23 protein-coding genes are annotated in these 21030 nt (G+C 63.5%); 12 read left to right on the top strand and 11 right to left on the bottom strand.

Annotation, left to right across the window (positions count from 1 at the left end; all coding sequences use genetic code 11):
- Window positions 1–29 precede the first annotated feature (29 nt).
- On the top strand, window positions 30–800 hold the full coding sequence (gene truA, locus EN943_RS00455) for a tRNA pseudouridine(38-40) synthase TruA (RefSeq protein WP_127411057.1): 771 nt from the start codon (window positions 30–32) through the stop codon (window positions 798–800).
- Here the strand turns inward: truA and EN943_RS00450 are convergent.
- Window positions 767–1402, bottom strand: a complete 636-nt coding sequence (locus EN943_RS00450; protein WP_127411056.1) for a transporter — start codon at window positions 1400–1402, stop codon at window positions 767–769. The two genes, truA and EN943_RS00450, sit on opposite strands and share 34 nt — an antisense overlap.
- A gap of 5 nt (window positions 1403–1407) precedes the next feature.
- Window positions 1408–2601, bottom strand: a complete 1194-nt coding sequence (gene dapE, locus EN943_RS00445) for a succinyl-diaminopimelate desuccinylase (protein ID WP_127411055.1) — start codon at window positions 2599–2601, stop codon at window positions 1408–1410.
- A gap of 127 nt (window positions 2602–2728) precedes the next feature.
- Between dapE and EN943_RS00440 the strand changes: the two genes are divergently transcribed.
- Window positions 2729–3769, top strand: a complete 1041-nt coding sequence (locus tag EN943_RS00440; RefSeq protein ID WP_127411054.1) for a 2-dehydropantoate 2-reductase — start codon at window positions 2729–2731, stop codon at window positions 3767–3769.
- On the opposite strand, the gene EN943_RS00435 is transcribed toward EN943_RS00440, so the two are convergent.
- The 4 genes from EN943_RS00435 to dapD form a co-directional block, all read right to left on the bottom strand.
- Window positions 3672–4445 carry a hypothetical protein gene (locus tag EN943_RS00435; RefSeq protein WP_127411053.1) on the bottom strand — a complete coding sequence of 258 codons (774 nt, stop codon included), beginning with the start codon at window positions 4443–4445 and terminating at the stop codon, window positions 3672–3674. The genes EN943_RS00440 and EN943_RS00435 overlap by 98 nt on opposite strands.
- A gap of 13 nt (window positions 4446–4458) precedes the next feature.
- Window positions 4459–4836 (bottom strand): DUF805 domain-containing protein, encoded by a 378-nt coding sequence (locus EN943_RS00430; protein WP_024502086.1) that lies wholly within the window; start codon window positions 4834–4836, stop codon window positions 4459–4461.
- Window positions 4829–5191, bottom strand: a complete 363-nt coding sequence (locus tag EN943_RS00425) for a DUF805 domain-containing protein (protein ID WP_013528479.1) — start codon at window positions 5189–5191, stop codon at window positions 4829–4831. Before EN943_RS00425 ends, EN943_RS00430 begins: the two co-directional genes overlap by 8 nt.
- 72 nt (window positions 5192–5263) lie before the next feature.
- The gene (gene dapD, locus EN943_RS00420; protein ID WP_127411052.1) at window positions 5264–6118 is read right to left on the bottom strand and encodes a 2,3,4,5-tetrahydropyridine-2,6-dicarboxylate N-succinyltransferase; all 855 of its coding nucleotides are present in this window, start codon (window positions 6116–6118) and stop codon (window positions 5264–5266) included.
- 142 nt (window positions 6119–6260) lie between these two features.
- Here dapD and EN943_RS00415 point away from each other — a divergent pair, with 142 nt between their 5' ends.
- Window positions 6261–7106, top strand: a complete 846-nt coding sequence (locus tag EN943_RS00415) for an LOG family protein (RefSeq protein ID WP_013528481.1) — start codon at window positions 6261–6263, stop codon at window positions 7104–7106.
- A gap of 65 nt (window positions 7107–7171) precedes the next feature.
- Here the strand turns inward: EN943_RS00415 and EN943_RS00410 are convergent, their stop codons facing one another.
- A complete protein-coding gene (locus EN943_RS00410) occupies window positions 7172–7897 on the bottom strand; it encodes a pyrimidine 5'-nucleotidase (RefSeq protein WP_127411051.1) in 726 nt (241 codons plus the stop codon).
- Between the two features lie 160 nt (window positions 7898–8057).
- On the opposite strand from EN943_RS00410, the gene EN943_RS00405 reads away from it, so the two are divergent.
- The 3 genes from EN943_RS00405 (at window position 8058) to EN943_RS00395 (ending at window position 10626) form a co-directional block, all read left to right on the top strand.
- A complete protein-coding gene (locus EN943_RS00405) occupies window positions 8058–8819 on the top strand; it encodes a GGDEF domain-containing protein (RefSeq protein ID WP_127411050.1) in 762 nt (253 codons plus the stop codon).
- 194 nt (window positions 8820–9013) lie between these two features.
- On the top strand, window positions 9014–9190 hold the full coding sequence (locus EN943_RS00400) for a hypothetical protein (protein ID WP_127411049.1): 177 nt from the start codon (window positions 9014–9016) through the stop codon (window positions 9188–9190).
- Entirely contained in the window at window positions 9187–10626 is a 1440-nt protein-coding gene (locus tag EN943_RS00395; protein ID WP_127411048.1) for a GMC family oxidoreductase, read from the top strand. The genes EN943_RS00400 and EN943_RS00395 overlap by 4 nt, the downstream gene beginning before the upstream one ends.
- 21 nt (window positions 10627–10647) lie before the next feature.
- On the opposite strand, the gene phhA is transcribed toward EN943_RS00395, so the two are convergent.
- Window positions 10648–11484 carry a phenylalanine 4-monooxygenase gene (phhA, locus tag EN943_RS00390; RefSeq protein WP_127411047.1) on the bottom strand — a complete coding sequence of 279 codons (837 nt, stop codon included), beginning with the start codon at window positions 11482–11484 and terminating at the stop codon, window positions 10648–10650.
- Window positions 11485–11623: 139 nt separating this feature from the next.
- On the opposite strand from phhA, the gene EN943_RS00385 reads away from it, so the two are divergent.
- Window positions 11624–12100, top strand: a complete 477-nt coding sequence (locus tag EN943_RS00385) for an Lrp/AsnC family transcriptional regulator (protein WP_127411046.1) — start codon at window positions 11624–11626, stop codon at window positions 12098–12100.
- Between the two features lie 115 nt (window positions 12101–12215).
- Window positions 12216–13784 (top strand): magnesium-protoporphyrin IX monomethyl ester anaerobic oxidative cyclase, encoded by a 1569-nt coding sequence (bchE, locus tag EN943_RS00380; RefSeq protein ID WP_127411045.1) that lies wholly within the window; start codon window positions 12216–12218, stop codon window positions 13782–13784.
- A gap of 8 nt (window positions 13785–13792) precedes the next feature.
- Here bchE and argB read toward each other — a convergent pair whose 3' ends face one another.
- Both argB and EN943_RS00370 read right to left on the bottom strand, forming a co-directional pair.
- Complete coding sequence (gene argB / locus EN943_RS00375; protein WP_013528489.1) at window positions 13793–14686, bottom strand: acetylglutamate kinase; 894 nt, start codon at window positions 14684–14686, stop codon at window positions 13793–13795.
- 159 nt (window positions 14687–14845) lie between these two features.
- Entirely contained in the window at window positions 14846–16345 is a 1500-nt protein-coding gene (locus EN943_RS00370) for an amidase (protein WP_127411044.1), read from the bottom strand.
- A gap of 149 nt (window positions 16346–16494) precedes the next feature.
- On the opposite strand from EN943_RS00370, the gene EN943_RS00365 reads away from it, so the two are divergent.
- The 4 genes from EN943_RS00365 (at window position 16495) to msrB (ending at window position 19256) form a co-directional block, all read left to right on the top strand.
- Window positions 16495–17034 carry a sigma-70 family RNA polymerase sigma factor gene (locus EN943_RS00365; RefSeq protein WP_013528490.1) on the top strand — a complete coding sequence of 180 codons (540 nt, stop codon included), beginning with the start codon at window positions 16495–16497 and terminating at the stop codon, window positions 17032–17034.
- Entirely contained in the window at window positions 17031–17759 is a 729-nt protein-coding gene (locus tag EN943_RS00360; protein WP_127411043.1) for an anti-sigma factor, read from the top strand. The genes EN943_RS00365 and EN943_RS00360 overlap by 4 nt, the downstream gene beginning before the upstream one ends.
- Before the next feature lie 225 nt (window positions 17760–17984).
- Complete coding sequence (locus tag EN943_RS00355) at window positions 17985–18542, top strand: fasciclin domain-containing protein (RefSeq protein WP_127411042.1); 558 nt, start codon at window positions 17985–17987, stop codon at window positions 18540–18542.
- A 210-nt stretch (window positions 18543–18752) separates the two neighbouring features.
- The gene (msrB, locus tag EN943_RS00350) at window positions 18753–19256 is read left to right on the top strand and encodes a peptide-methionine (R)-S-oxide reductase MsrB (protein WP_127411041.1); all 504 of its coding nucleotides are present in this window, start codon (window positions 18753–18755) and stop codon (window positions 19254–19256) included.
- Window positions 19257–19428: 172 nt separating this feature from the next.
- On the opposite strand, the gene EN943_RS00345 is transcribed toward msrB, so the two are convergent.
- The gene (locus tag EN943_RS00345; protein WP_127411040.1) at window positions 19429–21024 is read right to left on the bottom strand and encodes a DHA2 family efflux MFS transporter permease subunit; all 1596 of its coding nucleotides are present in this window, start codon (window positions 21022–21024) and stop codon (window positions 19429–19431) included.
- Window positions 21025–21030: the final 6 nt, after the last annotated feature.

The raw sequence follows: 21030 nt of genomic DNA, 5'->3' as shown, positions 1-21030 counted from the left end.
ATTGCCCGAGGCGAGAGCTCTGGTCGCAAATGCCGCGTTTTCGCCTCGACATCGAGTATGACGGCAGCCTGTTTGCCGGCTGGCAGCACCAGGCGGACCAGCCTTCGGTGCAGCAGACGATCGAGCAGGCGATCGAAAACTTCTGCGGCGAAGCGATCAGGCTGCGCGCCGCCGGCCGCACCGATGCCGGCGTGCATGCGACCGCGCAGGTGGCGCATGCCGACCTCGCCAAGGCGTGGCCTGACGACAAGGTGCGCGATGCCATCAATGCCCATCTGCAGGCGGCAGGCGCGCGCATCGCCATCTTAAAAGCGACGGTCGTCTCCGACAGCTTCGACGCCCGCTTCTCGGCCATCGGCCGCCACTATCTCTACCGCATCCTCAACCGCCGTGCGCCGGCCGCGCTAGACAAGGGCAAGGTGTGGTGGGTGCCGAAACGGCTCGACGCCGGCGCCATGCATGAAGCGGCGAAGGTCCTGCTCGGACGGCACGACTTCACCACCTTCCGCTCGACCCAGTGCCAGGCCAACAGCCCGATCAGGACGCTGGAACGGCTCGATGTGAGCCGACAAGGCGACATGATCGAGGTCAGGGCTTCGGCGCGCTCGTTCCTGCACAACCAGGTGCGTTCGATGGTTGGCTCGCTCAAGCGGGTCGGCGACGGCGGCTGGAGCGCGGCCGACCTGAAAACAGCACTCGAGGCGCATGACCGAGCCGCCTGCGGCCAGGTGGCGCCGCCCGACGGGCTGTTTCTCACTGGTGTCGATTATCCAGTCGAGACGAGCCCGGAAAGGCTCTGAACTCCGACATCGTCCGGCACCGTGATGCCGAGCAGCGTCTGCAGGCCGAACAGCACCAGCAGCGACGCGATGAACATGCCGACGAAAACGGCGGAGCCTACTGCTGCGCCCTTGCCTATGGTGGCATTTGTCATGCGCCAGGTCAGCACCATAGAAAGGGCAAACAGGAACAGCGACACAAGGCTCGAAACCTGGCTTGCGGACGACAGGAAAAGCCGGATCAGCGCCGAGGGCAGCATCAGCCAGGCGGTGATGGCCGAAGCCCAATTGCTGGCAACGACGTAGTGGACGAAGCGGCCGCCTATGCCGGCGCGCGGCGCGATCAAAGCGAGCGCAACCAGCGGCAGCACCCAGGAGCCGATGTCGACCATCGCCAAGCGCACCAGCATGCTGAAGCGCCCCGCGAAGGCGTCGGGATCGCCGATTTCGTTGGCGATGCCGACCCAGCCGACGATCAGCGCCGGTGCTGCAACGACAATGGCGAAAAAGGAATTCCAGAAGCCGTCGGCCGACAGGTCGAGCAGGCGCAGGCCGTCGGCCTTGCCGAGCATCAATCGCCAGGCGCCCGTCAGCGAAGCTTGGGTTTCGTCCGCCGAAAGCATGCTGTTCAGCCCTGTCCGAACCAGTCTTCTATGAAGCGCTGGTAGATTTGAGTCAGCGTCTCGAGGTCGGCAATGGTGACGCGCTCGTCGACCATGTGCATGGTCTTGCCGACCAGCCCGAACTCGACCACCGGACAATAGTCCTTGATGAAACGCGCGTCGGACGTTCCACCGGAAGTCGACAGCGTCGGCTCCTTGCCGACCGCCGACTTGATCGAGCCGCGCAGCGTTTCGATCAGCCTGTCGTCACGGGTCAGGAAGACATGGCTCGGCCGGTCACGCCAGACGAGCTCGTAGTCGACCGGCGCCTTCTTGCCCTGCCGGTACTTCTTGCGCCTGGCTGCCTGGTCGAGCCGGTTGTGGATTTCGGCCTGCAGGGTCTCGTCCGTCCAGGTGTCGTTGAAGCGGATGTTGAAGGTCGCGGTCGCTTTGGCCGGGATGACATTGGTGGCCGGGTTGCCGACATCGATGGAGGTGATCTCCAGATTGGTCGGCTGGAAATCCCTGGTTCCCTTGTCGAAAACAGGATGCAGCAAGGCATCGACCAGGCTCATCAGCCCGCGCACCGGATTGTCGGCAAGCAAGGGATAGGCGACATGGCCCTGGCGGCCATTGACGGTGACGGCGCCGGACATCGAGCCGCGGCGGCCGATCTTGATCATGTCGCCCAGCGCATCCGGATTGGTCGGCTCGCCGACGACAGATGCATCCCATTTCTCGCCCCTGGAAGCCGCCCATTCGAGCAGCTTGACCGTGCCGTTGATCGCGGGGCCTTCCTCGTCGCCGGTGATCAGCAGCGAGACCGAGCCTTTCGGACCGCCATTGGCCTCGACATGGCGCGCCACGGCGGCGATGAAACAGGCAATGCCGCCCTTCATGTCGACGGCGCCGCGGCCATACATCTCGCCATTGGCGATCTCGGCGGCGAAGGGCGGATGCGTCCAGGCGGCTTCGTCGCCGACCGGCACCACGTCGGTGTGGCCGGCGAACATCAGATGCGGACCATTGCCGGAACGCCTTGCATAGAGGTTTTCGATATCTGGCGTGCCGTCTTCGGAAAACACCGGCCGATCGACCAGGAAGCCGAGCGGTTTGAGCATCGTCTCCAGCGCGGTCAGCGCACCGCCCTCAGCAGGCGTCACCGAAGCGCAACGGATAAGGGCGGCAAGGTTTTCAACGGGATCGGTCGGCAGCGTCATGGCAAAAGCGATAGTCGAAAGCGCAGGGCCTGTCACGGCCAGACATAGAGGCCAGCCTCATGGCTGGCGATACCGCCGATATTATGGTTTTCATGTCGTATAGTTGCGACCCGGCGCGGGCGACAGGATGGCAGACAAGGACAAACGGATCGTCATAGCCGGTGCCGGCAGCATCGGCTGCTACGCCGGCGGCTGCCTGGCGCTGGCCGGCCGAGAGGTCATTCTGCTGGCGCGGCCGCGCATCGAGGCAGCGTTGCGGCAGGACGGATTGCGGGTCAGCGACCTCGAGGGCCGCGATCGCTCGATCAGGCCGGAGGCGCTTTCCGTCACCGCCGATCCGGCCGCCGCTTTGCCGCTGGCGGACGTGATCCTGGTCACGGTCAAGAGCGGCGCGACGCAGGACATGGCGGATCTTATCAAAGCCCATGCCCGGCCCGACGCCATGGTGATCAGCCTGCAGAACGGTGTCGATAATGCCGACAGGCTGCGCGCTGGACTTTCCGGACGTACGGTGCTGGCCGGCATGGTGCCGTTCAATGTGGTGCAGTCCCCGGATGGCGAGCTGCCGCTGCGCGTGCGCCGCGCCAGCGACGGCACGGTAATGGTCGAGGATGGCGCCGCCGGCCTGGTCGGCCTGCTTGGCGTCGAAGGGTTTGCGGTCGAAGCCCATGGCGACATGAAAGCCGTGCTGTGGGGCAAGCTGCTGATGAATTTGAACAACGCGCTGGTGGCGCTTTCCGGCCTGCCGCTGGCGACCGAACTGGCCGATCGGCGCTGGCGGCTGATCCTGGCCAGCCAGATCGACGAGGCGCTGACGGCGATGAAAGGGTCCGGCATCGAGCCGGCGCGGATCGCCGGCCTGCGGCCGGCGCTGCTGCCGAAAGTGCTCAGGCTGCCGGACTGGCTGTTCAAGCTGCTGGCACGGCGCATGCTGGCGATCGACCCGCAGGCGCGCTCGTCGATGTGGGACGATTTGCAGCGCGGCCGGCCGACGGAGATCGATGATTTGCAGGGCGCCGTCCTGCGGCTGGCGGAAAAAGCCGGCACGCCGGTGCCCACAGTTCAGCGGATCACCGCCTTGGTGCGTGCGGCGGAAGCGGAGCGGCTTGGCTCGCCGGGCCTGGCGCCGGAGCAGATTGTTGCACCGGCCGGCCGTCGATCAACGTGATCTTCTGCCAGATTTTCCGCGACAGGTTGGACGCCAGGTTCTCGATGTCGTTGACGCCGTCGATGACCACGTCGTCATTGACCGACTGCGCGAACAATGCGGCGATCTTGCCGGTGATCGACAGCATTTCGGAGCAATAGTCGAGGTAACGCGCCAGGTCGGCGGCATTGGTGATGCGGGCGGGCGAATGCGACGTCGGCTTGAAATCGGCCGACAGCGCCGCTGGATCCTTGGTCAGCTGGTGCATGTCGATGACGTGGATCAGCGAGCGCAGGCTATGCAGCTGGCGAAAGACCTGCTTGCGCTTGATGCGCTCCTCGGAGCGGATCAAGGCGAGAAATCCGACAATGGCGAGGATGAACATGTTGAGCGAAGCTTCGATGCCTTGCACCGACTGGACGGCATCACCGGGTTTGGAAATGCGGTCGAATGGCAGGACGGTGCCGACGAAGATGAACATCAACGCGCCGGCAACGACAGCGGCGACGATGAGGCTACGCAGCCACCAGATCGGCGCTTCCAGGGCCTTGGCGCCCTGTGCCAGATCGCGCGACAGCGAGACCAGTTCGGCGGCAACGCCGCGCAGCCCGGCATCGGGGAAGCGCTCCGCAACGCGCGTCTCCAGCCGTTCCGCGGTCTCGATGATCAGCTTCGGATCAAGCGTACGGTAGCGCATGTCCGATCGAACCTCAGGGTTGTGCCGGCTCGTTGGTGCGCCGGCCATAGCGGTTGGGTCCAGGCTGCCCCGGAAACAGGCACAACACAAGGAAGGCGACGATCGAGACCACCGGCACGAACAGGATCAGCGCCGCAATGCCCGGCTTGTCCAAATCGTGCAGCCGCTTCACCGCCAGGGCGATGTTCGACCACAGCGAGGCGATGAAGGCGACGAAGAAGATGAACGACCACATGTTGCTCTCGGCCGAACCTTCCGGCACCAGCGTGAAGCGGTAGAGCGGGAAGGCCTGGATGATGGCGACGAGCAACCCGCCAAGAAAATAGGCCGCGCGACTGACGCGGCCCGAGGTTTTGAAGAAAAGCCAGGTGAGATCTGATCTGTCAGGCAAGCGGGTCCGGTCCATATTGATTGGCGCCCCTGGCGCCTTCGAGAATGCCGCATTCCACCAGAAACCAGATCGGGCCAATCAATGGCACCAGCATGATCAGGCTCCACCAACCCGACTTGCCGCGATCATGCCAGCGCTTGGCGTAGACTGCGAGTGCGAAATAGATCGAGGCAAGAGCGATGAGAATGCCGATGATGCCGATCTGGGCGCCACTGGCGGTGGTGATGCGTGTACCGAGGATCGCATCGAGAATGAAGGCAACGATGCCAATGACGATGAAAACGCCGATCGCGGCCCAGAACTTGCCCCGATTGATGCGACCATCAAAGCTTGTGAGCAGATACTTCCAGTCCATGTCACCCCTCCATATTGAACCAGCGCGACCGATTGTCGCGCCGGCGGAAGGTGCGCTCGCTTCGCGCAAAGATCAATCGCGCAGCAATTCGTTGATCGAGGTCTTGGAGCGCGTCTTGGCATCGACGCGCTTGACGATGACGGCGCAGTAGAGGCTCGGACCCGGCTCGCCGTTCGGAAAGGGCTTGCCCGGCATCGTTCCGGCGACGACGACGGAATTCGGCGGCACTTCGCCATAGAAAATCTCGCCGGTGGCGCGGTCGACGATCTTGGTAGACTGGCCGATGAAGACGCCCATGCCGAGCACCGAGCCTTCGCGCACGATGCAGCCCTCGACCACTTCTGAGCGCGCGCCGATGAAGCAATTGTCCTCTATGATGGTCGGGCCGGCCTGCATCGGCTCCAGCACGCCGCCGATGCCGACGCCGCCGGAAAGATGCACGTTCTTGCCGATCTGGGCACAGGAGCCTACCCCGACCCAGGTGTCGATCATGGTGCCTGTATCGACATAGGCGCCGACATTGACGAAGGACGGCATCAGCACGGCGCCCGGCGCGATATAGGCCGAGCGACGCACGATCGACCCCGGCACGGCACGAAAGCCCGCCTTTTCGAAGTCGACAGCGCCCCAGCCATCGAACTTCGACGGCACCTTGTCCCACCACATCGCTTCGCCGGGACCACCCTTGATGATCTCCATCGGGTTGAGCCGGAAGGACAACAGCACGGCCTTCTTCAGCCACTGGTTGACATGCCACTTGCCGTCGGCCTGCCGCTCGGCGACGCGGACGGCGCCGCGGTCAAGCAGGTCGAGCGCCGACTGGATGGCATCGCGCGTTTCGCCGCGCGTCGCAGTCGAAATCGCGTCGCGTTCCTCGAAGGCCTTCTCGATGGTCTTTTCGAGGCTCGCCAGATCGGGCTTCGACATGAATTCGCTCCATTACCAAGCTGTTAAGGGGCTGCGCCTTAACCTGTTTTGAAAGTCGCGCGGACCCTATGTTAAGGCTTAATGGGGGTCAATCGCGTGTGCGTCACGGGACGGCGCAGTTAAGGGAATTGGACGGGTAGTTATGACTCCTATGGAAAAGGCGGGGTGGACTCCGCTGCCGCATTCGGACGAGGATCTGGAGCGGTCGAAGAGCGTGCCGGACACGCCGCAGACGCGTGCCGAAACCTACCGGCTCGCCTGGAACGATCCCGACTTCATGACGCGGCGCGAGTTGCGCGCGGTCAGGCTGCAGCTCGAACTCCTGAAACCGGAAATGATCCTGGCCGAACGCGGCATCCGCTCGACGGTGATCCTGTTCGGCGGCGCGCGGCTGCCGGAACCCGGCGGCGAGGCCTGGGCGGCCAAGAACGAGACGCAGAAGAAGAACCTCGAGGAGAACAGCAAATACTACGAGGAAGCGCGCAAATTCGCCCGCCTCTGCTCGCAGCAGTCGGCTACCTCCTATTACCGCGAATATGTCGTGGTGACCGGCGGCGGGCCCGGCGTGATGGAAGCGGGAAACCGCGGTGCCGACGATGTCGGCGCGCCGTCGATCGGCCTCAACATTGTCCTGCCGCACGAGCAGGCGCCGAACATCTATGTGACGCCGGAGCTCTGCTTCAACTTCCATTATTTCGCTATCCGCAAGATGCATTTCGTCATGCGCGCCAAGGCGGTCGCGGTGTTTCCGGGCGGCTTCGGCACGATGGACGAATTCTTCGAGACGCTGACCCTGATCCAGACAGGGCGCATGGAGCGCGTGCCGGTGATCCTGTTCGGCAAATCCTTCTGGAAGCGGGCGATCGATCTCGATTTCCTCGCCGAGCAGGGCACGATCAGCCCCGGCGACCAGGACATCATCGACTTCGTCGACACCGCCGATGAAGCCTGGGGGATCATCAGCCGGTTCTACAAGCTAGGGGAGTAGGAAAGTGACGAATTGAAGAACTGGGGGACTGGGGGAATTGATCCGTAGAGACCGTCCTTCATTCTTCAATTCTTCAATTCCCCTCTTCCATCCCCCTCCACAATCGCCGTCAGAAACCCCGCCAGATCGTCGGTGACGAAATCGACATCGTCCTCATTGGCCGGGTCGCGCTCCCAGATCTCGGAAAAGGTCGGCTCGAAATTGCGCGGCACGATAAGCACCGTGGTCATGCCGAGCGACTTCGGCACCGAAAGGTTACGGGCAAGGTCTTCGAACATCACCGCATTGTGGCCGGTGACGGCGTGGAGTTCGGCGAACTTCTCGTAGGTCTGGCGCGCCGGCTTGGGATTGAGCCCCGCAGCGACGATGTCGAAGATGTCGTCGAAATGGTCGAGGATGCCGAGTTGGCGCGCGGTGCGCTCGGCGTGCCTGCGGTCGCCATTGGTGAAGATGAACTTGCGGCCCGGCAGCTGGCGGATGGCGGTGCCGAGAACCGGATCGGGCACCAGCCATGAATAGTCGATGTCGTGGACCTTCTCGAGGAAATCGTCGGGGTCGATGCCGTGACGTGTCATCAGCCCGTTCAGCGTCGTGCCATATTCGCGGTAGAGCTCCTTCTGCAACTTGCGCGCTTCGTCGCGCGGCAATGCCAGCAGTTCGCCGACATAGGCGGTCATCTTGACATCGATCTGCGAGAACAGATTCGAATGATGCGGATAGAGCGTGTTGTCGAGATCGAAGATCCAGTCGGTGACATGGGCGAAGCGGGCGGGGTCAGGGAGCGTGGTCATGGGCTCCTTATGGCATGAAACGCGCATTCCGAAAGCGACTTTATCCACAACTTCTGCTCGTTGAGGTTGCGTAAATCGCCTCACGATTCAAATTTTAGGCATCTGGGAAAGGTGGCCTTCAGGGCTTGCTGGCAGAGAGGCAGTCCTGTGGGAGCAAGCGATGAACAGCATAATTCTGAGATCCGCCGCCGTTGCTTTCGCCTCAGTCGCGGCCTCTCTCCTGCTGACCCTGATCATCGTTCCGGCCATGGGATTTCCGGTCAACCGCACGATCTGGCTGACCTCCACCCTCTGTCCGCTGGTGCTGGCGTGGGCCGCTAGCGCAAGCACTTTCTGGCAAAGCGACAGGCTGAAAAACGCGCATCGCGATCTCGCCCGAGCCCATGCCCAGCTCGCCGCCGCGCATCGCCGCCTGGCGGAAAAGGCGAGCCGCGACGACATGACCGGCATGCTCAACCGGGAAAGCTTCTTTGCCGCGCTCGACGGTTCGCGCCGCAAGTCCGATCGCGGCGCGCTGCTGATCATCGATGCCGATCACTTCAAGACCATCAACGATAATTTTGGCCACCTGACAGGCGATGACGCGCTGCTTTTGATCGCCAGCGCGATCCAGCGCGGCGTGCGCAGCGGCGATGTGCTCGGCCGCATCGGCGGCGAGGAGTTCGGCGCCTTTTTGGTTGGCGCCACCGAGCAGGAGGCCAAGCGTGTCGCCGAGCGCATTCGCCGCGAAGTGGAGCTGATCCGCTTCCGGCCCGTCGACGAGCGGACCATCCCGCTCACGGTCAGCATCGGCGGCACCATCTGCGGCGAGGAAGCCAGTGTGTCGGAGCTGATGCGCGCCGCCGACCGGCGCCTCTACCAGGCCAAGCACCAGGGCCGTAACCTGACGATCATCGACACCGGCATTTCCGAGGCGGCGTGATCCGATCCGCCACAACCAACTCGTTAACGAAATTCTAACGCTGTTTGCACTCGGTTGTACCGCTTAGCCGGGTTTTCACTGCTTTGCGGCCAGACTTGGCACGATACTGGCTTCCGCGGTGATGCATGTGTCGTTCCGGGAATTGCCGTTCTGGGAACGCCATGCAGTGCCGAAGCCCAGCCGAGAGACCAGCCATGAGTTTCCTCATCAAGAAAATGTCACGCCGAGCGCTCGTGCAGGCGTTGATCGCACTGCCTGCCCTGTCTTTGTTCCGCAAGCTGCCTGATGCCGATGCCGCCGGTCCAGAGCCCGACCCGAACGAGATCGTGGAGGTCAATGGCTGGATTCTGAGGCGGGGCGACCTGGCATGATCTTCGACAGCTACGAGGCGTATCGCGCCGCGAACTTCACCCCAAAAGTGTGCATCCTAGGCTCCGGTCCGGCCGGCACGACCATTGCCCGCAAGCTTGGCGCGGCCGGCATTCCGGTGGTGGTGATGGAGGCCGGTCCGCGCGAATTCAGCGACGAGTCGCAGGACTTTTACCGTGGCAGCACGGTCGGGGATTTTTATTTCGATCTCGACATAACCCGGCTGCGGTTGATGGGCGGCAGTTCCAACCACTGGGCCGGCTGGTGCCGCGTGCTCGACAAGCAGGATTTCGAGCCGAAGGCCTGGGTACCCGATACGGGCTGGCCGATCCGCCGCACCGACATCGAACCCTATCTGCCGGAAGTGCGCGACATTCTCGACCTTCCGGCCCTCCGGCCAGATGTGCCGATCTCGGACGACATTCACTGGGTGCAGCTGATCAAGAGCCCGGCCGTGCGCTTCGCCGAGAAGTTCGGCGATGAACTCGACAAGGCCAAGAACATCGCGGTGGTGCTCAACACTTGTGCCACCGAACTTTCCGGCGACGGCAAACGTGTGACGGGCGCCAGACTGTGGTCGAACGGGCAGGATGCCGGCTCCTTCAGTGCCGACTATTTCATCGTCTGCACCGGCGGGCTGGAGAATTCGCGGCTGCTTCTGTGGTCGAACCAGCGTTCGAAAGGCGGCGTCGTGCCGAATGCGACGGCGCTTGGCCGCTACTGGATGGAGCATCCGACCTTCGAGGGCGGCAACGCGATCCTGGCCGACTACAACGCGTTCGAGATCGACGCCGTCAATGAGGCCTTCTTCTCGCCGACCCTTGCCGCCATGGAGCGGCTGCAGATCATGAATTTCGGCATCCGGCTGATCGAGACGCCGTATCCCGGCGTCAAGAGCCTTATCGCCGACCTCGCCTGCACGGCACCCGACATGGCCGAGTGGATGTCCTCCAAGCTCAGTCAGAGACTGCGCTGCGCCGCCCAGCTCTACGTCGCCTGGGAACAGGCGCCGCTGGCCTCCAACCAGATCGAGTTGTCGAAGACCGATGTCGACCATGCCGGCGTGCCACGCATCGAATTGCACTGGAAGAAATCGGAAATGGAGCGCCGCACCCTGCTCGAAGGGCTCAGACTGTTCGGCAAGACGCTGATCGAGAAGAATCTCGGCCGCGTGCGTATTGCCGACTGGATCAGCAATGGTCAGGATTATCCGACCAACGACGAGACGGCGGGCCATCATCACATGGGCGGCACGCGCATGGGCACCGACGTCAGCAAGAGCGTGGTCGACGCCAACTGCAAGGTGCACGGCATGGACAATCTCTATGTCGGCGGCTCCTCGGTGTTCTGCACGTCGGGCCAATGCAACCCGACGACGACGATCACCGCGCTGGCCTGCCGGCTGGGCGACCATCTGAGCAAGGTGGTCACCGCCTGACGGCTGCAGGGCAACTGCTGCCTAGAGCGTCGCCGGATCGAGGGCCGGCTGGTCCTTGCGGCGGGCGACGATTGCCGCGAAATCGGCGCTCTGGAAGGCATCGCGCAAGGCGTCGAAGGACGGCAGCACGAAATAGGCGCGCTGGAACTTGTCGATCTCGTAGCCGGTGCGCATCACCGTTTCCAGGTCGAAGGGCACGTGGTGGGCGTCATTGCCTTCGACCGCGAACTGCAGCTCGGTAAACGACGACATCAGGCCGGCGCCAAAGGCCTTTAGCGGCTGGCCGGCCTCCTGCATCAGGCCGTATTCGGCCGTGTACCAGTAGAGCCGGGAAATCATCTCGTCGCCGCCCAGCGCGATGATGTCGCCGGCCTTCTCGCCATACATCTGCATGAAATCGGCGAACACCGGTTGCGACAGCGCCGGCACGTGGCCGAAGAAGTCATGGAACATGTCGGGCTCGACAATGTAGTCGAGCTCCTGCCTCGTCCGCAGCCAGTTGGTGACCGGGAAGCGGCGATCGGCGAGATGATCGAAAAACGGGGCCGCGGGAATGAGACCGGGCACCGCGACGATCTCCCAGCCGGTCAATTTGCGCAGCTTGGCGCTGACCTCGTCGAAATCGGGAATACGGTCGAGCAGGCCAAGTTTTTCGACGCCGTCGAGATAGGAATGGTGGGCGAGCCTGCGCGTCAATTTGGTCTGGCGGTCGCACAGCGTGCGCCACACCGCCTGCTCTTCTTCGCTGTAATCGTAACCCTGGGACACGGTGAAATCGGCGCGGCAGACCGAATAGTCACCGCGCAATCCTTGCGCCGCGCAGTCGCGGGCATATTCGGCAACGCTCATCGTCGTCATGGTTTTCCTCCTCGCAAATCATGAATGGCTGACGTGCCGAAAGGCTAACCGGATTTGCCGAGGCAAATCGGTTTTGATGATGGCTCGAACGGAATATTTGGGATAACATCCACTCACAAAACCCTCTATCGGAGTGAAAATGCCTCAATTCGACGATTTCGAGATCAAGATGCTCGAAGTCCTGCAGCGCGACGGGCGCAAGCCGGTTTCCGAACTGGCGCAAGAGATCGGCCTGTCGACGACGCCGTGCGCGCGGCGCTTCGAGGCGCTGCAGGAGGCCGGCATCATCAAGGGATTTGCCGCGGTGATCAGCCGCCGCGCGGTCGGCCTGATGGTCGAGGTGTTCATCCAGGTGCGCCTGGTCAGCCACAGCGACGGCTCGCCCGAAAGCTTCATCGCCGCCGTGCAGCGCATGGACGAGGTGTCCTCGTGCTGGACGATGACTGGCGACCATGACTTTCTGCTGCATGTCATGGTGCCGTCGGTCGACGAACTCAACGCCTTCGTCATGCACCGGCTGATGCGGCTCGACGGCGTGCGCGACGTCCACACGCAGTTGGTGCTGCAGAACATCAAGGGGCCGGGCCATGTGCCGCTCGGGCATCTCAGGCGATGACAATGCCTCTCTTCGCACTCCTTGGGGAAAAGCTGCACGCAAACTGCTGAAACGGGCCAAGCGCGTGTCCACATCGCCGGCCAGCTTGCGCGGACCAACCGCCCAGAGGTCCGCCATGAAAATCGTCCTGATCAATCCGCCGCACACCGCCATCGGCAGCCGCGTGCCCGACGATCACCTGCCGCCGCTCGGTCTGCTGGCGATCGGCGGACCGCTGATCGATGCCGGCCATCAGGTGCGGCTCGTCGACGCCGAGTTTGGGCCGATGCCGCTCGATGACGTCGTACGCAACGCACTGGAGGACCACCCCGACTTCGTCCTGATCGGCCATTCCGGCTCGACCTCGGCGCACCCGACCGCCTTGCTGATCGCTGAGCAGATCAAGCAGCGGGAGCCGGCGACCATCATCGTCTATGGCGGCGTTTTCCCGACCTATCATTGGCGCGACATCCTGGCCGCCACCGATGCCTTCGACTTCATCGTGCGCGGCGAGGGAGAAGCGACCGTCGTGGCGCTGGTCGAGGCGGTGGAAATGCGCCAGCCGCCGGCGAGCGTGGCCGGCATTGCCTATCGCGACGATCTCAGCCGTCCCGTCGCCACACAGGCGGCCATGACCATTGCCGAGCTCGACGCCTACCGCGTCGGCTGGGAGCTGATCGACCATACCAGTTACAGCTACTGGGGCGGCAAGCGCGCCGTGGTCATGCAGTTTTCGCGCGGCTGCCCGCATCTGTGCAACTATTGCGGCCAGCGCGGCTTCTGGACCCGCTGGCGGCATCGCGATCCGGTGAAATTCGCCAGGGAGATCGCCTGGCTGCACCGCGAGCACGGCATCGAGCTGATCAATCTCGCCGACGAGAATCCGACGGTCTCGAAGAAGGCCTGGCGTGCCTTCCTCGACGCCCTTATCGCCGAGAACGTGCCGGTGCTGATCGTCGGTTCGACCCGTGCCGACGACATCGTGCGCGATGCCGACATCCTGCATCTCTACCGCAAGGCCGGTGTCATCCGCTGGCTGCTCGGCATGGAAAACACCGACGAGCAGACGCTGCAATTGATCCGCAAGGGCGGCAGCATCTCATCCGACCGCGAGGCGATAAGGCTGCTGCGCCTCAACGGCATCCTGTCGATGGCGACCTGGGTGGCCGGCTTCGAGGACGAAGGGTTTCGCGACCTGTGGCGCGGCTTTCGCCAGCTCATCGCCTACGACCCGGACCAGATCCAGGCGCTTTATGTGACGCCGCATCGCTGGACGCCGTTCTTCCGCATCGCGCGGGATCGCAAGGTGATCCAGCAGGATGCGCGCCTGTGGGACTACAAGCACCAGGTGCTGCAAATGACCCGGCTAAAACCCTGGATGCTGTTCTTCAGCGTCAAACTGATCGAGCTGGCGGTGCAATCACGGCCGAAGGCGCTGGCCCGCATCCTGTTCCACAAGGATCCCGAGCAGCGCCATTCGATGCGCTGGTACACGCAGATGGGCCGCCGGGTCTGGTTCCGCGAGGTCTGGGGCTTTCTGGTCCGCGACATCAGGGTGAAGGACGGCCCGACGCTGGCCGAATTCTGGGGCGCGCCGCAGGACGCCGAGGAGGAATCGATGTCCGTTCGACGCCCCGCCAGAAAGCCCGCCATTCCCATCATCGGCAATATTGAAGATTCCGAGGCGAAAAAGTTAGCCGGCTGACGAGCCCATCAAGGCACGATCAGCGTGCCGGCACCGTGCTCGGTGAACAGTTCCAACAGCACGGCATGCGGCGTCTTGCCGTTGAGGATGACGACGCCTTCGACACCGCGTTCGATCGCTTCGATGCAGGTCTCGACCTTGGGGATCATGCCGCCCGAGACCGTGCCGTCCTTGATCAGCGCCTTGGCCTCGGCCACGGTCAGTTCGTCGATCAGCTTCTTGTTCTTGTCGAGCACACCCGGCACGTCGGTGAGGAACAGCAGGCGCGTCGCCTGGCAGGCGCCGGCAATGGCGCCGGCGAAGGTGTCGGCATTGATGTTGTAGGTGTGGCCGTCGCGGCCTGGCGCCACCGGCGCCAGCACCGGAATCATTTCGGAGCGTGCCAGAAGATCGAGCAAGGTGCGGTCGACCTCGACCGGCTCGCCGACGAAGCCGAGATCGAGCACGCGCTCGATGTTGGAGTCCGGGTCGATCATGGTCTTGCGAGCCTTTTCGGCGAAAACCATGTTGCCGTCCTTGCCGCAGAGACCGATCGCCCATTCGCCCTCGGCGTTGATCAGCGCGACGATCTCCTTGTTGATCGAACCGGCCAGCACCATTTCGACGATCTCGACCGTCTTCTGGTCGGTGACGCGCAGGCCGCCCTCGAACTTCGATTCGATGCCCATCTTGGCCAGCATGGCGCCGATCTGCGGGCCGCCGCCATGGACGACGATCGGGTTGACGCCGGACTGCTTGAGCAGCGCGATGTCGCGCGCGAAGGCCTTGCCGAGCTCGATGTCGCCCATGGCATGGCCGCCATATTTCACCACGACCGTCTTGTGCTCGTAGCGCTGCATGTAGGGCAGCGCCCGCGACAACAGGGCTGCCTGCATTTCGGCGGTGGCGGTTATTTCCGTCATCGGCTTGGTTCCCGGCTTTTTATTTTAAGCACGTCGTTGTCCCAAAACCCCTGGACCCTTTTGGGCGACATGCATCAGGTAAGGACGGCGGCGTCTTAGCGGGAATTGGCGCCGCCCGCAAATGGCTTTGCTGTCATATTCAAGCGCTTCACGACCTCGTCATCGTGTCGGCACCATCAGCGGCGCCCTGCGGTCCAGCCAACCCGAGATCTTCTCCATCTGCGCGGCGAGCGACAAAAGCGTCTCCTCGTCGCCCGGACGGCCGGCCGCCTGGATGCCGATCGGCAGGCCGGCGTCGGTGACATGGACCGGCAGCGCGATCGACGGCTGGCCGCTGACATTCTGGATCGCCGGCCAATGGGTGAACCAGAGGCTCTTGTCCATCAGCTGGCCGAAGAACGGCTTCAGCTTCAGCAAGGGTGTCAGGTGAAGCTTGTCGAGCAGGTTCTCGATGAGCTCGTCGGCGCCTTTCGGATCCATGGCGCCGCAGGCGAGCGGCGGGTGGGCAATGACCGGCATCAGCACGGCATCATACTGCGCGGTCTCCGAAATCAGCTGCCGCGAGGCGGCATGCAGCCGCTGCAGGTCGGCATAGGTCTCGCCGGCCGACACTATTTCGCCGAAGCGGGCGAGCACCCGCGTCGCCCGCTCGATGTCACCCGTAACGGAACGGCCGACGCGCAGCGCTTCCGCGCGCATCGTGCCGGCGACGGCGGAGGCAACCGTCCTGCAGAAATCGGCGAAGAAATCGCGGCCGATAAAGGGCAGGTCGATCTCCTCGACCGTGTGGCCGCCCTCGCGGGCAAGCGCCATCGCCGTGTCGAGCGCCTTGAGCGTCTCGTCCGAGATCGGCAGGCCAAGCGGGGATTTGCGGTACACGGCCAGGCTGAGCTTGCCGGGATCGCGCGCGGCAGCGGCCGCGAACGTGCCCTTCGGCGGCGGCGCGGCATAGGGCGACAGAGGATCGGACCCATGGGTGAGGTCGAGCAGCAGCGCGCAATCACGCACCGAACGGGTGAGCGCATGGTCGACGACCATGCCGTACCAGCTTTCGCTCACCAGCGGCGTCAGCGGTGTGCGGCCGCGCGACGTCTTCAGGCCGACAAGCCCGGTGCAGGCGGCAGGCACGCGGATCGAGCCGCCGCCATCGGAGGCATGTGCCACCGGCACTACGCCGGCTGCGACCAGTGCAGCCGCACCACCCGACGAGCCGCCGCTGGTGTGACCGGTGTTCCACGGATTGCGGGTGATGCCGAAGGCCCTGGATTCGGTCATCAATCGAAGCCCGTGCTCCGGCGATGTCGAGGTGACGATCGGGATAAGTCCGGCAGCGATGTAGCGGTCGGTCAGCACCGAATTGACATCGGCCAGCCATGCCGGAATGCGGCTGCCGCCATGCGTCGGCACGCCCCTGATGGCGATGCCGAGATCCTTGATGGCGAAGGGAACACCGGCCAGCGGCAGCGAAGGGTCGACGGTCTTGGCGCGGGCCCGCGCGGCATCGTAGAGCGGTTCGGCCGTGGCATTGATGTCGGGACGGGTGGCCTCGGCGCGGGCAATCGCGGCGTCGGTCAGCTCGACGGCCGAAACCTCGCCCTTGTGGACCAGATCGGCGAGACCGGTCGCGTCTTGCGCCCACAGTGTATGTTCAACCGACATGCCCGCCCCCATCACCGCCAGCAAGCTAGCCAGTGGCGACTTCATTGGCAATCGAGGGATAGATCCGGGTTGGCGACACGCAAGGCTTGGGCGTGCACAAGGTTATTTCCGCCGTTGCAAATACATTGCAATCGCCTAACTTGCCGCAGATGACGCCGCAGGACATCACCAAGCTGATCGTCCGGACTTCGATGAAGGATCGGGCCGCGTTCGATCTGCTTTACCGGCAGACCAGCGCGAAACTTTTTGGCGTCTGTCTTCGTGTATTGAACGACCGGGGAGATGCGGAAGAAGCGCTACAGGAAGTCTTCGTCAAGATATGGACGAAGGCGGATCGTTTTGCGGTCTCCGATCTAAGCCCGATCTCCTGGCTGGTGGCGATAGCGCGCAACCATGCGATCGATCGCATCAGGGCGCGGCGCAAGCCTGCCGCAGACATCGATGCCGCGCTCGACGTGGCCGATCCGGCGCCGGGGCCTGAAGCGATGGCGGTGGCGGGCGACGAATCCGAACGTATCCACCATTGTCTCGATGAGTTGGAGAAGGACCGGGCAGCCGCCGTCCGGGGCGCCTATCTCAAGGGCGAGAGCTATGCCGAACTGGCGGAGCGCCATGGCGTGCCGCTGAACACGATGCGTACATGGCTGCGCCGCAGCCTGTTGAAACTCAGAGAATGTCTGGAAAGATGACGCTAGCAGAAGACACAGGACCGGAACGTGGAGGCGACGACCTGCTCGCCGCCGAATACGTTCTCGGCGTGCTCGATGCCGACGAACGCCAGATCGTCTCCCGCCGCATCGATGCGGATACGGTTTTCGCTCGTCTTGTCGAGGGCTGGGAGGTCAGTCTCTCACCGCTTGCCGCCGCCTATCGGGAAGTCGAGCCGCCGGTTTCGGTGAAGACCGCAGTCGACCGCCGCCTGTTCGCGAACGCTGCCGCCGTGACCACGCCCGCCGAATCGCGTGGCGGCCTGTGGTCCAGCCTCGCCTTCTGGCGCGGTCTTGCCGCGGCCGCGGTTGCGGCACTGGCGATTTACATCGCCGTGCCAGTCCTCAACCCGCCGGTCGAGCAGCCGCAGGCGCGCCTCGTCGCTTCGCTGGCCGCCGAAGGCAGCGACGTCAGATATCTTGCGGTCTACGACGCCGCGCATCACGAAGTCGGCCTGTCGCATGTCTCCGGTGAGCGTGCTTCCGGCAAGGACTTCGAGCTGTGGATGATCGAGGGCAAGAGCCCGCCGGTCTCGATGGGCGTCATTCCGGCAGGTGCAACGGCGCACATCGTCGTCTCGCCGGCGGCCCAGCAGAAACTTGCCCAGGGCGCGGTGCTTGCCGTCAGCCTCGAGCCGTCAGGCGGTTCGCCGACCGGACAGCCGACCGGACCGGTGGTCGCCGCCGGCGATCTGAAGAGCATCTGACCGGCTCTACGCGCCTGAAAAATCACAACAGACTATCATAAGTCTATCCTTCACTGACCATGCTCATAGACAGCATGTCGGCCGGTGACCGATTGCTCGAGAAAATCCCTCTGGCGCCGGAGATAAAATCAAAAATCACGATATTTCTGAAACTCGGGCGATTTTGTTCCGTATCTCCTCGCGTCCCCAAAAGTGGGAAGAGAAAAACCCGAGGAGTTTGACATCATGCGTAGATACGCCACCCTTTTGCTCGCCGGTACGATCGCCGTTTCGGCCCTTGCCACCGCCGCCCATGCCGAAAACCCGATGGTTGGCGGCGCCGCGATGTATGCCAACAAAAACATCGTCGAGAACGCCGTGAACTCGAAGGACCACACCACGCTGGTCGCCGCCGTGAAGGCCGCCGGCCTCGTCGAGACACTGCAGGGCGCCGGTCCGTTCACCGTGTTCGCGCCGACCAACGAAGCCTTCGCAGCCCTTCCGGCCGGCACGGTCGAGACGCTGCTCAAGCCCGAAAACAAGGACAAGCTCACCAAGATCCTGACCTGCCATGTCATCGGCGCCAAGGCGATGGGGGCGGATGTCGCCGCGATGGCCAAGGCTGACGGCGGCACCCACAAGGTCAAGACGGTCGGCGGCTGCGAGCTGTCGCTCAAGGCCGACGGCGGCAAGGTCACGGTCACCGACGAGAACGGCAATGTCGCCAATGTGACGATCGCCGATGTCGAACAGTCCAATGGCGTCATCCACGTCATCGACAAGGTTCTTTTGCCGAAGATGTAACAAGGGGCTTGCTGCCGTCGAACTGGCAGCAAGGGCCCTCCGTCGATTGCACGATCCCGCTCCCGTGATCCGCAATTGACCCGCGCACTCCGCGTCGTCCACGTGCAGACGTGGGACGGCGCGGAGTGTTCGTTCGAGGGCCGCCGTCACCGGCTTTTGATTTCCGCGCGGCGGTATAGTTTGGCAAAGAGACAACAGGAGGAACTGGTCATGAACCGTCGCGACTTTCTTTTGAGCGGTGCCGCCGCCATCGGCGTGATCGGGGCCGCGGCAACGATGCTTCGCATGAGCGATCCGCAGGCAGCGCAAGCGGCCGAGACGTTCGAGATCACCAAGACCGACGCCGAGTGGAAAGCCATCCTGTCGCCGGCCGCCTTCGACGTGCTGCGCAAGGAAGGCACGGAGTACCCCGGCACCAGCCCCCTGCTCAACGAACACCGCAAGGGCATTTTCGCTTGTGCCGGCTGCGACCTGCCGGTCTATTCGTCGGAGACGAAATTCGATTCCGGCACCGGCTGGCCGAGCTTCTGGCAAGAGATACCCAAGGCGATCGGCACGACCGTGGACCGCTCGCTCGGCATGACGCGTACCGAGGCGCATTGCCGCCGCTGCGGCGGCCATCTCGGCCACGTCTTCGACGACGGCCCGGCGCCGACCGGCCTGCGCCACTGCATCAACGGTGTCGCGCTGACCTTCAAGCCCGCCACGGCCTGAGACCATAAACTGGAATGCAAAAAACCCCGGGCTTGCGGCCCGGAGTTTTTTGCGCGGTCAGAGCTTCGGGCGTGGACTGGAGGAGCTTCCCGAAACGGCTGCCCACGTATCTTTGTTTTGTCGCAACCTCCAAGGGAAAGCGCTACGCGCTTTTCCTGGAATTGCTCCGGTATCAGTGGCCGCCACCACCTCCTCCACCCGCTGCGGCCGGCTTGCGGATCAGCATGGTGAACAGGCCAAGCGTCGCAAACAGCACCGTCAGCATGAAGAACACGTCCATGAAGGACAGCAGCGCCGCCTGCTGCTGGACCATGCCCGACAGCTTGGAGATCGCGGCACTTGTCGCGTCGAGGCCAGGGGTCTGCTCGAAATTGAGCGTCATGTTCTGCAGCTTGGTCTGTGCTGCTTCACTGCCCCATTGCACATGCTCGGAGAGCCTTGCGTAGTGGAAGGCGTTGCGGTCGATCAGCACGGTGTTGATCAGGGCAAGGCCAACAGCACCGCCAAGGTTGCGGGTGAGGTTGAACAGGCCCGACGCATTCTTCAGCCGCTCGGGCGGCAGCGTGCCGAGCGCGATGTTGTTGATCGGCACCATGCACAGCATCATCGAACAGCCGCGCAGGATCTGCGGGATGAGCAGCTCATAGAAATCCCAGTCGGCGGTCAGATGCGTCATCCACCAGGTGCCGGTGGCGAAGCCGAAGAAGCCGACCATCATCATCAGGCGCGGGTCCATCTTGTTCGACAGGATGCCCGAGATCGGCGCGGTGAAGAACATCGCCAGGCCGCTGACGAACAGAGCCTCGCCGATCATCATCGAATCGTAGCCGCGGATGCGCCCGAGGAACACCGGATAGAGATAGGTCAGGCCGTAGAGGCCGATGCCGATGACGAAGGAAAACAGCGAACCGAAGGCGAAGTTGATGTTGGTGAAGGCCTTCAGATCGACGATCGGCTCCTCGGCGGTGAACACGCGCCAGAAGAACAGCACCGCGCCGATGGTCATGACGATGGCGCAGATGAAAACGCCCTGGTCCTGCAGCCAGTCATTGTTGGGGCCTTCCTCGAGCACATATTCCATGCAGCCCAGGAACGCCGCCATGCCGGCGAGACCCCACCAGTCGAACTTGCTGAACAGCTTGAGGTTGGGCTTGTCGAAGTCGATCAGCGTCCAGGCCGCCGTCGTCACCAGGATGCCGGGCACGACATTGACCAGGAACAGCCAATGCCAGGACATGGCATGACTGATATAGCCGCCGACGGTCGGGCCGATGGTCGGCGCCAGCGTCGCCACGAGGCCGATCATCGGCGAGACGACGGCGCGGCGGGAGGGCGGGAAGATGGTAAAGGCGGCGGCGAAGACGCTCGGGATCATGCCGCCGCCGATGAAGCCCTGCACGGCGCGGTAGACGATCATCTGGTCGATGTTGGTGGCGGTCGCCGCCAGCGCACTGGCTGCGGTGAAGCCCGCCGCCGAGATGGTGAACAGCACGCGTGTCGACAGCATCCGGCTGAGGAAGCCCGACAGCGGGATCATCACCACTTCGGCGATCAGATAGGCGGTCTGCACCCACGGGATTTCGTCGGAGCTGGCGCTCAGGCCGGCCTGGATCTCCGACAGGGAGGCGGAGACGATCTGGATGTCGAGGATGGCCATGAACATGCCGAACACCATCGCCAGGAAGGCGATGACGCGCCGCGTCGAGATGGTGTCAGGCACAGCCGGCCCCGCCGGCGGTGCTCCTGCTGTCAGGGTTGCGGTTGCCATGGCATT

The organism is Mesorhizobium sp. M7A.F.Ca.US.006.01.1.1, from assembly GCF_003997935.1.
Lineage (GTDB): Bacteria > Pseudomonadota > Alphaproteobacteria > Rhizobiales > Rhizobiaceae > Mesorhizobium.
The sequence above is the reverse complement of the archived record's forward strand: the minus strand, read 5'-3'. Positions and strand labels throughout refer to the sequence as shown.